The organism is Nocardia sp. NPDC004711 (assembly GCF_053601595.1).
In genome coordinates this window covers 1-11855 of sequence record NZ_JBSGCB010000010.1, presented here as the reverse complement: position 1 = coordinate 11855, position 11855 = coordinate 1, and the positions used below count along the sequence as shown (strand labels likewise).

At 67.2% G+C, this 11855-nt stretch carries 10 protein-coding genes and 1 pseudogene; 7 read left to right on the top strand and 4 right to left on the bottom strand.

The genetic code is table 11. The features are described 5' to 3' along the window. Window positions 1–2: 2 nt before the first annotated feature. On the bottom strand, window positions 3–347 hold the full coding sequence (locus ACWEKS_RS11625; RefSeq protein WP_452340009.1) for a hypothetical protein: 345 nt from the start codon (window positions 345–347) through the stop codon (window positions 3–5). Window positions 348–973: 626 nt separating this feature from the next. Here ACWEKS_RS11625 and ACWEKS_RS11620 point away from each other — a divergent pair. The 4 genes from ACWEKS_RS11620 to ACWEKS_RS11605 all read left to right on the top strand — a co-directional run bounded on the left by ACWEKS_RS11620 (window position 974) and on the right by ACWEKS_RS11605 (window position 4088). Further along, window positions 974–1600, top strand: coding sequence for a riboflavin synthase (locus ACWEKS_RS11620; RefSeq protein ID WP_379400446.1), 627 nt, complete (start codon window positions 974–976; stop codon window positions 1598–1600). Between the two features lie 89 nt (window positions 1601–1689). Next, window positions 1690–2934 (top strand): bifunctional 3,4-dihydroxy-2-butanone-4-phosphate synthase/GTP cyclohydrolase II, encoded by a 1245-nt coding sequence (locus ACWEKS_RS11615; RefSeq protein WP_364612549.1) that lies wholly within the window; start codon window positions 1690–1692, stop codon window positions 2932–2934. Between the two features lie 36 nt (window positions 2935–2970). Continuing rightward, a complete protein-coding gene (gene ribH, locus ACWEKS_RS11610) occupies window positions 2971–3450 on the top strand; it encodes a 6,7-dimethyl-8-ribityllumazine synthase (protein WP_452340008.1) in 480 nt (159 codons plus the stop codon). 2 nt (window positions 3451–3452) lie between these two features. Beyond that, window positions 3453–4088 (top strand): PH domain-containing protein, encoded by a 636-nt coding sequence (locus ACWEKS_RS11605; protein WP_452340007.1) that lies wholly within the window; start codon window positions 3453–3455, stop codon window positions 4086–4088. Here ACWEKS_RS11605 and ACWEKS_RS11600 read toward each other — a convergent pair. Next, complete coding sequence (locus tag ACWEKS_RS11600) at window positions 4085–6040, bottom strand: gamma-glutamyltransferase family protein (protein WP_452340006.1); 1956 nt, start codon at window positions 6038–6040, stop codon at window positions 4085–4087. The genes ACWEKS_RS11605 and ACWEKS_RS11600 overlap by 4 nt on opposite strands. A gap of 262 nt (window positions 6041–6302) precedes the next feature. Between ACWEKS_RS11600 and ACWEKS_RS11595 the strand changes: the two genes are divergently transcribed. Together ACWEKS_RS11595 and ACWEKS_RS11590 are read left to right on the top strand one after the other, a co-directional pair. Then, window positions 6303–7772: an amino acid permease gene (locus ACWEKS_RS11595; RefSeq protein WP_452340005.1), complete on the top strand. Its 1470-nt coding sequence runs from the start codon at window positions 6303–6305 to the stop codon at window positions 7770–7772. Between the two features lie 241 nt (window positions 7773–8013). Continuing rightward, a complete protein-coding gene (locus ACWEKS_RS11590; protein ID WP_452340004.1) occupies window positions 8014–8523 on the top strand; it encodes a hypothetical protein in 510 nt (169 codons plus the stop codon). 150 nt (window positions 8524–8673) lie between these two features. On the opposite strand, the gene ACWEKS_RS11585 is transcribed toward ACWEKS_RS11590, so the two are convergent. Beyond that, on the bottom strand, window positions 8674–10335 hold the full coding sequence (locus ACWEKS_RS11585) for an FAD-binding dehydrogenase (RefSeq protein WP_452340003.1): 1662 nt from the start codon (window positions 10333–10335) through the stop codon (window positions 8674–8676). A gap of 125 nt (window positions 10336–10460) precedes the next feature. Between ACWEKS_RS11585 and ACWEKS_RS11580 the strand changes: the two genes are divergently transcribed. Continuing rightward, on the top strand, window positions 10461–11696 hold the full coding sequence (locus tag ACWEKS_RS11580; RefSeq protein WP_452340002.1) for a winged helix-turn-helix domain-containing protein: 1236 nt from the start codon (window positions 10461–10463) through the stop codon (window positions 11694–11696). 41 nt (window positions 11697–11737) lie between these two features. Here the strand turns inward: ACWEKS_RS11580 and ACWEKS_RS11575 are convergent. After that, window positions 11738–11855, bottom strand: a pseudogene (locus ACWEKS_RS11575) (IS5 family transposase); the annotation flags it as partial.

The window sequence follows — 11855 nt, the reverse complement described above, 5'->3', positions numbered from 1 at the left end:
GCTCAGTGCTGTAGCACCGCTTCGATCACCGATTCCAGCGGCGGAACGCTGTCACTGGCATCGGGGGAGCGTACCCAGGTGCGGTATCCCGTCCGCTCGTCGTCGGCGGACGGGAGCACGACCTGCGCTCCCGGGCACGCGACGGTGGCGTAGAGCCGGAACAAGGCGGCGGCCACCGATTTGGTGAGGGACTCCGGCCGGGCGGGGCCGGTGATGAAGGTCCATCGCCGTGCCCGGGGATGGTGCACGACCGGCCCGGCCAGATCGGCCTGCGCCAGCTGTTGCTGGACGCGTTCGCCGAGGTCGGCGGGCATGGTGATGGCCCCGTACCGAGTGCCTATCTCCAACAGGATGTGCCGTGACGTCGGGTCGATCGATGCCGGCAGGTGAAATTCGCGTCGGTACTGTACGCAGCGAACTTCGAGTGTCGAATCGAGAAGCATGGTCACGCCGCACCCCCAACTGTGCCGATTGTGTTGTCTGCCACCTGAATCCGACCCGCGCGGGGTCCAACCTTCCTTCGGTTCTGCTTGCGATGATCGTCACGGCCCGGATCGGCCGTGGACACGGTGACCGTTCTGCACTGAACTGCTCGCGGAGAAGTTGAACTGTGGGAATCAGCTGCATAACAATCTTGCGACCATATTCGCTGCCGCGCAAGATTCTGGATTGAGCGAGTCGTGAATCGGGTACCTCTCCGCGTTGGGCCAGGTCAGGCCATTCAAAGTATCGGTAAATCCCGGCGTTTCAATTGGCGATCGCAACCAATGAACACAATTATCCGATCGCACATTGGCTTACGCCCGATTTCGTCCATCCACCGGTATCCAACGCTCCAGTGAACGAGGCCGCATGTCGCCTACGACCCCGCGTCGTTAGTCTGAAGGGGACGGCCGTCCACGCGGGAATACCGCGTACCGCACCGGCTGTTGGCTCGAGCGGAGCACGCACACGCGATCAGGGAGAGGTACGCATGTTCACAGGCATCGTCGAGGAGCTGGGCGAGATTCTCGCCACCGAGCAGCTGGACGATTCGGCGCGGCTGACCATTCGCGGCCCGCTGGTGACCTCCGATGCGGGACACGGTGATTCGATCGCCGTCAACGGCGTCTGCCTCACCGTGGTGGATCGGAAGGTCGAGGGCGACACCTTCACCGTCGACGTCATGGCCGAGACCCTGGACCGCTCCAGCATCGGCGGCCTGACCGTGGGCTCCCGCGTCAACCTCGAGCGCGCCGCGGCCGTGAACAGCCGCCTGGGCGGGCACATCGTGCAGGGTCACGTCGACGGCACCGGCACCATCGTCTCCCGCACCCCGTACGAGAACTGGGAGGTCGTGCGAATCTCCCTGCCCGACAGCATCGCTCGCTACGTGGTGGAGAAGGGCTCGATCACCGTGGACGGCATCTCGCTGACCGTCTCGGGTATCGGCCTGGCCGAGGACGCCTTCGCCGACGGCGCCAAGGACTGGTTCGAGGTGTCGCTCATCCCCACCACCCGCGAGCTCACCACCCTCGGCACGGCCCCGGTCGGCACCACCGTGAATCTCGAAGTCGACATCATCGCCAAGTACGTCGAACGGCTCGTACAGCGCGGCTGAAGGCCGCGAGGCCGGGAGTCGGCGCAAATCGGGCGCTGGGGCTGGCCTACTGTAGTGAGGCACCTAATTCGAGATGGAGCACAACAGACGTGACCAGGTTCGACACCATCGAGCGCGCAGTCGCCGATATCGCCGCCGGTAAGGCGGTTGTCGTCGTCGACGACGAGGGCCGGGAGAACGAGGGCGACCTCATCTTCGCGGCGGAGAAGGCGACACCCGAGCTGGTGGCTTTCATGATCCGCTACACCTCCGGTTACATCTGTGTGCCGCTCACCGGGGACGACTGCGATCGCCTGGGTCTGCCGCCGATGTACGCGGTCAACCAGGACAAGCACGGCACCGCCTACACCGTCTCCGTCGACGCCCGCGAGGGCATCACCACCGGCATCTCGGCCGCCGACCGCGCCACCACCATGCGCGTGCTGGCCGACCGCAACGCCAAGTCCGACGATCTGACCCGCCCGGGTCACGTGGTTCCGTTGCGCGCCAAGGACGGTGGCGTGCTACGCCGGCCCGGCCACACCGAGGCCGCCGTGGATCTGGCCCGGATGGCCGGGCTCAGCCCCGCCGGCGTCATCTGCGAGATCGTCAGCCAGAAGAACGAGGGCGATATGGCGCGCACCGAGGAGCTGCGCATCTTCGCCGACGAGCACGATCTGGCGCTCATCTCCATCGCCGACATGATCGCCTGGCGCCGCCGCAACGAGAAGCACGTCAAGCAGGTGGCCGAGGCCAAGCTGCCCACCGAGTTCGGCGACTTCCTGGCGATCGGCTACGAGAGCGAATACGACGACGCCGAGCATGTGGCCCTGGTCATGGGCGATATCGGCGACGGCACGGACGTGCTGGTCCGCGTGCACTCCGAGTGCCTCACCGGCGACGCCTTCGGCTCGCTGCGCTGCGACTGCGGCCCGCAGCTGGACGCCGCCATGGAGATGATCGCCCAGCAGGGCCGCGGCGTGCTGCTCTACATGCGCGGCCACGAGGGCCGCGGCATCGGGCTGCTGCACAAGCTGCAGGCCTACCAGCTGCAGGACGGCGGCGCCGACACCGTGGACGCCAACCTGGACCTGGGCCTGCCCGCCGACGCGCGCGACTACGGCATCGGCGCCCAGATCCTCGCCGACCTGGGCATCACCTCGATGCGGCTGCTCACCAACAATCCCGACAAGCGTGCCGGGATCGAGGGCTATGGCCTGAGCATCAGCGAGCGGGTGGCGATGCCGGTGCGCGCCAACAAGCACAATCTGCGGTATCTGCGCACCAAGCGGGATCGGATGGGCCACGACCTGGTCGGCCTGGAAGACCTGGACCTCGGCGAAACCGCGAACTGACGCGCCGGAACCGACTATCGAGAGGGCGGAACGAGAATGAGCGGTACGGGCGTACCGGCCTTCGAGCTGGCCGATGCCAAGGACCTCAAGCTGGGGATCGTGGCGTCGCGCTGGCACACCACCATCTGCGACGCGCTGGTCGCGAACGCGGAGCAGACCGCCCGGGCCGCGGGCGTCGCCGACATCACCGTGGTCCGGGTCGCCGGCGCGATGGAGCTGCCGGTGGTGGCGCAGGCACTGGCCCGCAGCCATGACGCGGTGGTCGCCCTGGGCGTCGTGATCCGTGGTGAGACACCGCATTTCGAGTACGTGTGCGATTCGGTGACCGCCGGTCTGACCCGGGTGTCCCTCGATGAGAGCACCCCGGTCACCAATGGCGTGCTCACCGTGAACACCGAGCAGCAGGCGCTGGATCGCGCGGGCCTGCCCGGCTCGATCGAGAACAAGGGCGAGCAGGCCGCGGCCGCCGCCCTCGACGCCGCGCTCACCCTGCGCGAGCTGACCCAGACCGTCTAGCCATGCCGGTCGTGCGGATCTGGAAGCGGGACGGCGGCTCCGAGGAGCCGCCCCGCAAGCCTGCCGCCACGCCGGAAACGCCTGCGGCGCACTCCGATCCGCGGGCCGAGCAGAGAACGGAGTCCGAGGACGCCATGGCCGAGCCGACCGAAACCGAGACGCCGGTGCAGCCCGGCACCGCCGCGGGTGATTGGGATCTCGAGGTGCGACCGCACCATGCCATCGTCACCGTGCGGATCGTGGCGGCGGTGCTGGCGGCCATCTTCATCTTCGGCGGCATCGTGCTGCGGCACGGATCCACCGGCGTGAACTTCCGGGTCTCCGACCAGATCGGCCTGATGGTGTTCGGTCTGCTGCTGGCCGGCGGCGTGCTGACGCTCACGCGGCCCCGGGTGCGAGTCGGCCGGCGCGGGGTGACGGTGCGCAATATCGTGGGCGACAGCGAGTTCCAGTGGAAGGACATCCGCGGGATCTCCTTCCCGGACAAGAAGTCCTGGGCCCGGCTGGAATTGGCGCACGACGAGTACGTGCCCATGATGGCCATCCGCTCCAACGACAAGATGCGCGCTGCCGAGGCCATGGACCGGTTCCGGGAACTCGGCGCCAAGTACAGCGCCGAGCACCAGGACCGACGCTAGCGCGGGGCGCCGAGCACCGCGCCCTCGCGGCGCGGGTCCGCGCCGCCGATCCAGCCATTACCGTCGCGGACCAGGGCCGACAGACCGCTGGACTGCGGGGCGACCGAGACCTGGTCGCCGTACTGGCGCAGTTTCTGCACCAGCGGATCGTGGTCGCCGTTGTCGGAGGCGTCGACGGCCGGATGCTCACCACCCACATAGGTGGTGGGGGAGTTGGCCGCGCCGAAGTCGATCATCGACACCGCCTGCTGCGGGTTCATGCCCCAATCCAGCATGCCCACCAGGGTTTTCACCACGAACTGGATGATCACCGCCCCGCCGGGCGAACCGGTGACATAGCTGAGCGCGCCGCGCGAGCCGTCGGGATTGCGGTCGAAGACCAGGGTCGGGGCCATGGAGCTGCGCGGCCGTTTGCCCGGGTCGAGGCGGTTGGCGATCGGGGTGCCGTCCTTGTCGGCCGGTTCGGCCGAGAAGTCGGTGAGCTGGTTGTTGAGGATGAACCCGTCCACGAAATGGAATGACCCGAACGCGGATTCGACCGTGGTGGTCATGGAGGCCGCGTTGCCGTACTCGTCGACGATGGAGATGTGGCTGGTGCCGTGCTCGGGCTGCTGCGGGCCGTTGCCGACCGGCACCGGGCCGAAGTCACCCGGCTTGGCGGTGCCCAGGCTCTTGGCCGGGTCGATGAGCGCCGCACGCTGCTTCAGATAGCCGGGATCCAGCAGGGTCTGCGGCGAATTGCCCGGCAGCGGAACGAAATCCGAGTCGGCGATGTACTTGTCGCGGTCGGCGTAGGCCAGGCGTTCGGCCTCGGCGATCAGGTGCACGGCCTCCGGGGTGGGCTTGCCGCCGTTGCGGGCGGTAGTGCTGTCGCCGCCGAGGTCCGCCGGTTTCATCGACGCCAGATCGAAGTTGGACAGGATGCCCAGGGTCGCCTCCACCGTGATGCCGCCCGAGGACGGGTTGGGCATGCCGCACACCTCGTGGGTGCGGTAGGGCGAGCACACCGCGGTCCGCTTCTTCGCCTGGTAGGACTGCAGATCCGTCAGGGACATCAGGCCCGGGGTGCGTCCGCCCGCGGTGGTCGCGGTGGTGTCCACGATGTCCGCGGCGATCGCGCCGGTGTAGAAGGCGTTCGCCCCGTCGGTCGCGATGGCCGAGAGGGTCTTGCCGAAGGCCGGATTGGTGAGCGTGGTGCCGGACGGCTTCGGGCTGCCGTCGGGCTGCAGGAAATACGCCTTGGCATTGTCGTCGCGCGCGAGGTCGGCCTTGGAGTCGGAGATCTGGCTCGCCATCCGCGGTGAGATCTTGAAGCCCTGATCCGCCAAATTGATCGCCGGGGCGAACAGGTCCTGCCACGGCTGCTTGCCGTGCTCGTTGTGGGCCAGCTCCAGCATCCGCAGCACTCCCGGCGTGCCGATGGAGCGCCCGCTGGCCCGCGCATTCGGTTGCGGCACAGTGTGATCGCCGGCGCTGATGTAGCGCAGGTAGTCCTCGGTGGCGGCCGCCGGGGCGGTCTCGCGGCCGTCGTAGGCGTCGACGGTCCTGGCATTGGCGTCGTAGTACATCAGGAACGCGCCGCCGCCGATGCCGGTGGCCTGGGGCTCCACCAGATTCAGCACGGTCTGTGCCACGATGAGTGCGTCCGCGGCGGTGCCGCCGTCCCGCAGTACCCGGCAAGCCGCCTCGGTGGCAACGGGATTGGCGGTGGAGACCGCGAAATCGCCGGTGCGCACGGGTGTCATGCCGGTGCGGTAGCCGGTGGCGACCTCGGGGTGCAGGGCCAGATTCGTGCTGCTCGGCCCGGCGGGCGCCCCGGAGGTGACCGGAGTTCCGTTGGGGGACACCGTGCACGACGCACTCTGATTCGTCGAGGACGAACAGGCGGTGACCAATCCGACCAGCAGCAGCAGAGCGGCAGCGCCGCTCCCGATTCGTCGCGAGCGCCTCATGATCGGACTCTAGCGCCGTGGGCCCGCGCGGGCAGGACTTTGACGGGCCGGATCGGAGGGCTACCGGGGAAACTCCGGGCCGCCGGTAGCCCGAGGAATTCAGCGCCTTCACGGCAATCTCCGAAAAAGCATGCCAACTGGTCGCTTGACCGGCCTTCTTTTTCGAAGGTCTCCCCGCTCAGGGCGCCAATGTGGAACTCAGCAAACGGCAAGGTACCCTCAGGCTGCCTCACTTCACGATTGCGGAGGGTTAACCCGGCGAATGACCGAGATCCGGACTACTGCCACCAGCCTCAATGCCGAGGACAGCGGCTATCACAAAGCCCTGAAACCCCGGCAATTGCAGATGATCGCCATCGGCGGTGCCATCGGTACCGGCCTGTTCCTGGGCGCGGGTGGCCGGCTGCACAATGCCGGCCCATCGCTGTTCCTGGTGTACCTGATCTGCGGCATCTTCGTCTTCTTCATCCTGCGCGCGCTCGGCGAACTGGTATTGCACCGCCCGTCCTCGGGCTCGTTCGTCTCCTATGCGCGCGAATTCTTCGGTGAGAAGGCCGCATTCGTGGCCGGCTGGATGTACTTCCTGAACTGGTCCATGACCGGCATCGTCGACACCACCGCGATCGCCACCTATCTGCACTACTGGGGACCCTTCCAGCCGATCGCGCAATGGCTGCTGGCGCTGGGCGCGCTGATCATCGTGCTCGGCATCAACCTGGTCTCGGTCAAATGGTTCGGCGAGATGGAGTTCTGGGCGGCCATGATCAAGGTGGTGGCCCTGGTGACCTTCCTGGTCGTCGGCACCATCTTCCTCGCCGGGCGCTTCGAGGTCGAGGGTCAGGGCACCGGTCTGCGCATGGTCTCCGACGCCGGCGGCTGGTTCCCGACCGGCGTGCTGCCGCTGGTCACCGTCACCTCCGGCGTCGTGTTTGCCTACGCCGCCGTGGAAATGGTGGGCATCGCGGCCGGCGAGACCGAGAATCCGGCCAAGATCATGCCGCGCGCCATCAACTCGGTGATCATGCGTATCGCCGTATTCTATTGCGGCTCGGTGATTCTGCTGGCGCTGCTGCTGCCCTACACCGAGTACAAGGGCGGCGAGAGCCCGTTCGTCACCTTCTTCGGCAAACTCGGTGTCGCGCACATGGGTTCGATCATGAATTTCGTGGTGCTCACTGCGGCGCTGTCGAGTTTGAATGCCGGACTGTATTCGACCGGCCGCATCCTCCGCTCGATGGCGATGAACGGCAGTGCGCCGAAATTCACGGCACGGATGTCGAGTGCCGGTGTGCCGTACGGCGGCATTCTGCTCACCGCCACCATCGCGCTGTTCGGTATCTGGCTGAATTACATTGTGCCGTCGCAGGCTTTCGAAATCGTGCTGAACGTCGCGTCGCTCGGCATTCTGGCGTCCTGGGCGACCATTGTGCTGTGTCAGTTGAAGCTGTTCTACCTGTGGAAGAAGGGGCAGGCGGAGCGTCCGGCGTTCCGGATGTTCGGTGCGCCCTACACCGGCATCGCGACGCTGGTGTTCCTCTTCGCGGTAGTGGTGCTGATGGCTTTCGACCATCCGGTCGGTACGTGGACGGTGGCCAGCCTGGTGATCATCGTGCCCGCGCTGGCCATCGGGTGGAAGGTCGCCAGCCCGCGGGTGCTGGCCATCGCCAGGCTACGCGAGGGCTACACCGGTGAGTTCCCGGTGATTCCGCCGATCCCCATGGACGACAAGTAGTTTTCCGCTTCCGGGGGTACACTGAGAAACTCTGCCCGGACCTGCGCTTTTCAGCGGCCGCACGCGAATACGCGTGCGGCCGTTATGTGTTCGAGATCACTGTTTCGAATGCTAGCTATCGGCTGTGGCCATGGTCATAACTTCGTCAACCAGATTGTCCGGAATCCGAACATTTGGTTAGCGTCAGGTTCAGCGCGTTCGCAGGGGGCGCGCGACCAGGGGTTACTCGATGAGGAGTGCTGTGAGTTCGCAAATGGCCGTTGCCGACGAGGTGGATATGACACCCGTCGCCACGGGAAACGGCATTCCAGCCAGATTTTTCGAGCGGGTGCTCGACGGGGTGCGGGGGTTGCGCCGTGATGGTTCCGAGATCGACATGCCCGCCCAGGTCCGGGAAACGCAATACGCCGCGCTCGGCGCGATGGGACTGGCGGTGCTGCACAGCCTGCTGTCCATCACCGGCGGCGTCTCGTGCGTGGTCGGCAGTATCGGCCACTTCTTCGCCGCCTGGGTGACCGGCGGTGTCGCACTGCTGTTCGGGCTGCGCTCGCGCTGGATCTGGGTGACCGCGCTCGGATTGGCCAGCCTGCAGTCCTTCCTGGGCATCTTCACGCTGATGTCGGCCGAAATGCCCACGGGCGTAGGACCGTTCACCGTGCTCTTCGGCGTGATGGTGTCCGGCGTGGTGCTGGCGCTGCTACTGCGCCGAGACCTCTACCGCTGGTTCAGTCCCGCCTCCCCGGAACTTTAGCGGACGGCCGAGTGCCGCGGACCGCCGTGCACCCGTGCCGGCGGTCGGGTGCCGAACCGATTCAGGGCGTACCCGGCGAGTTACCCTGACAAACGCGAAATCAGTTGTCGCCCATCGCCCGGACGTTGTCCGGGCGGCAGGATCGAACTTCTACTTCAGGGTGCGGCCCAGCGCGGCGCCAGCGGCGCGACCGGAGAAGATGCAGCCGCCGAGGAACGTGCCCTCCAGCGCGTTGTAACCGTGCACACCGCCACCGCCGAACCCGGCGACCTCACCCGCGGCGTAGAGGCCCGGGAACGGGGTGCCGTCGGCGCGGATGACCTGCGAGTCCAGATTGGTCTGCAGGCCGCCCAGCGTCTTGCGGGTCAGGATGTTCAGGCGCACGCCGATCAGTGGGCCGTGCGCGGGATCCAGGATCTTGTGCGGGCTCGCCACCCGGACCTTGTCGCCCAGGAAGCGGCGCGCGTTGTTGACGGCCATCAGCTGGGCGTCCTTGCTGTACTTGTTCTCGACATCGCGGTCGCGGGCCACGATCTGGCGCTCGATGTCGGCGAGGTCGAGGTGCGGGCCGCGTGAGATCTTGTTCATGCCCGCGATCAGCTCGGCGAGGGTGTCGGCGACCACGAAGTCCACGCCGTGCTGCTTGAACGCCTCGACCGGGCCCGGCGCGCCCTTCGCCACCCGGCTCTTGAGGGCCAGCTTCAGATCCTTGCCGGTGATATCGGGATTCTGCTCCGAGCCCGAGAGCGCGAACTCCTTCTCGATGATCGACTGATCGAGAATGAACCACGAGTAGTCGTAGCCGGTCGCCAGGATCTGCTTCATGGTGGCATTGGTGTCGAAACCCGGGAAAGCCGGTGCGGTCATGCGCTTTCCATTGGCGTCGAACCACAGCGAGGACGGGCCGGGAATGATGCGGATGGCGTGATCGGGCCAGATCGGATCCCAGTTGTGGATGCCCTCGGTGTAGTGCCACATGCGATCCCGGTTCACGATGCGCCCGCCCGCGGCCTCGGTGATGCCCAGCATGCGGCCGTCCACGTGCGCGGGTACGCCGGAGATCATGTGCTCCGGGCAGGGGCCGAGCCGGTCGGTCGGCCAGTTGCGGCGGATGAGTTCGTGATTGTGGCCGATGCCGCCGGAGGACACGATGACCGCCCGCGCACGGAACTCGAACTCGCTCACGATATTCCGTGAGGACGCGACCCCGCGGGCCTCGGTGGCGGGCTCCAGCACGCTGCCGTGCACGCCGGTCACCGCATCGTCCTCCACGATCAGTTCGTCGACCCGGTGCCGGAAGGCGAAGCCGACCTGTCCCCGCTGCTCGGCCTCGAGCACCGGCTCGAGGAACACCCGTACCACCTCGGGGCCGGTGCCCCAGGTGAGATGGAAGCGCGGCACCGAGTTGCCGTGCCCGTCGGCGGTCACGCCGCCGCGCTCGGCCCAGCCGACCACGGGCGTCACCCGCAACCCGAGATCGTAGAGGTACTGCCGCTTCTCGGTGGCCGCGAACTCCACGTACGCGCGCGCCCACTGCCGCGCCCAGTGGTCCTCGTCCTCACGGTCGAAGCCGGCCGAGCCGAACCAGTCCTGCATGGCGAGCGCGAGGCTGTCCTTGACGCCGAGCCGCCGCTGTTCGGGACTGTCCACGAAGAACAGCCCGCCCAGTGACCAGAACGCCTGGCCGCCCAGGTTGGCGCGGTTCTCCTGATCCAGCACGAGTACGCGGCGGCCCGCCTTGACCAGCTCGTGCGTGGCGACGAGACCGGCCAGCCCGGCCCCGACCACGATGACATCCGGATTCTCGATCATGCCCATGATTTCCTTGGTGTCGAAGTTCGATACATGAATGTATCGAACGAGGTCGCTGCTGTACAGGCGCTCGATACAGCGCTGTATCGAACGAGGTTGTCGGTGGGACATGGCATGGTTCGAGTGTGCCGACTTCTTCGTCCGGATCCCTGTCACTCGCGGCGGCGCGCCGCACCGCACTCGCGGCACAGGGCTTCGCCTCGGCGCCGCCGAGCGGGACGCCCACCCGGCGGACGGTCCTGAAGGTGCTCGACAGCACCCGGCTGCTGCAGCTGGACTCGGTGTCGGCGGTGGTGCGCGCGCACTACGCCCCGGTGTTCAGCCGGATCGGGGCCTACGACCGGGCGCTGCTGGACGAGGCAGCGTGGGGGCACACCGCCCGGCGGCCCCGGCAGCTCATCGAGTACTGGGCGCACGAGGCGGCGCTGATCCCGGTCGAGGACTGGCCGCTCCTGCGCTGGCGCATGGTGCAGTACCGGCACGGACGCTGGAACGGGATGCGGCAGGTGCTCGAGCGCAATCCGGCCCTGGCCGACGATGTGCTCGGCGTGGTCAAGGAGTTCGGGTCCAGCACGGCGGGCGAGATCGAGCGACATCTGGAACTGGATCGGCCACGGGCCAAGGACAATTGGGGCTGGAACTACAGCGACACCAAGGTGGTCTGCGAGGCGCTGTTCGCGGCGGGCGAGCTGACGGTGCCGAAACGGGTGGGCTTCCAGCGGCATTACGATCTGGCCGCGAATGTCCTTCCGCCCGAGGTCCTCTCGCGCGAAGCGGACGAAGCCGACGCGGTGCGGGAACTGGTGCGGCGTGCGGCGCGGGCGCACGGCATCGGCACCGAAACCGATCTGCGGGACTACTACCGGCTCAACCGCCGCCAAACCGAGCCCGCGATCGCCGACCTCCTCGACGCCGGAGAGCTGGAGCGGGTCACCGTCGCGGGCTGGGACAAGCCCGCCTACCGGCATGCCGAGGCCCGCACTCCGCGCCGGGTCACAGGCGCGGCCCTGCTGTGTCCCTTCGATCCGCTCATCTTCTTCCGCGACCGCACCGAGCGGCTCTTCGACTTCCACTACCGCATCGAGATCTACACGCCGGAACCCAAACGCGTGCACGGGTATTACGTCTTCCCGTTCCTGCTCGACGGCGAACTGGTGGCGCGGGTGGACCTGCGCGCCGAGCGCGGGACCGGGCGGCTGCTGGTGCCGGGCGCGTTCGCCGAGCCGGGCCGGGATCACTCGCGGGTGGCGGCCGCACTGGCCGCGGCGCTGCGGGACATGGCCGGCTGGCTCGAACTCGACACCGTCGAGGTGGGCGAAAAGGGCGATCTCGCACCGGCTTTGCGGCGCGAGATCGTCTAGGTTCTGTCTCGAAGTTTTGAGGGCGGGCCTGTGGCTCGCCCTCAACTGTGTCGCAGCCACTGGCTGATGACAGCGATATGGATCGTGGCCTGGTATCGGACGGCGAGTTTGTCGAAGCGAGTGGCCACGGCCCGATGCTGTTTGAGCTGGTTGATGCCC

What these genes read in the sequence shown, in the direction of transcription:
- ACWEKS_RS11620 (WP_379400446.1), top strand. Translation starts at nt 974, where the DNA reads ATGTTCACAGGCATCGTCGAGGAGCTGGGCGAGATTCTCGCCACCGAG.
- ribH (WP_452340008.1), top strand. Translation starts at nt 2,971, where the DNA reads ATGAGCGGTACGGGCGTACCGGCCTTCGAGCTGGCCGATGCCAAGGAC.
- ACWEKS_RS11605 (WP_452340007.1), top strand. Translation starts at nt 3,453, where the DNA reads ATGCCGGTCGTGCGGATCTGGAAGCGGGACGGCGGCTCCGAGGAGCCG.
- ACWEKS_RS11600 (WP_452340006.1), bottom strand. Translation starts at nt 6,040, where the DNA reads ATGAGGCGCTCGCGACGAATCGGGAGCGGCGCTGCCGCTCTGCTGCTG.
- ACWEKS_RS11595 (WP_452340005.1), top strand. Translation starts at nt 6,303, where the DNA reads ATGACCGAGATCCGGACTACTGCCACCAGCCTCAATGCCGAGGACAGC.
- ACWEKS_RS11585 (WP_452340003.1), bottom strand. Translation starts at nt 10,335, where the DNA reads ATGATCGAGAATCCGGATGTCATCGTGGTCGGGGCCGGGCTGGCCGGT.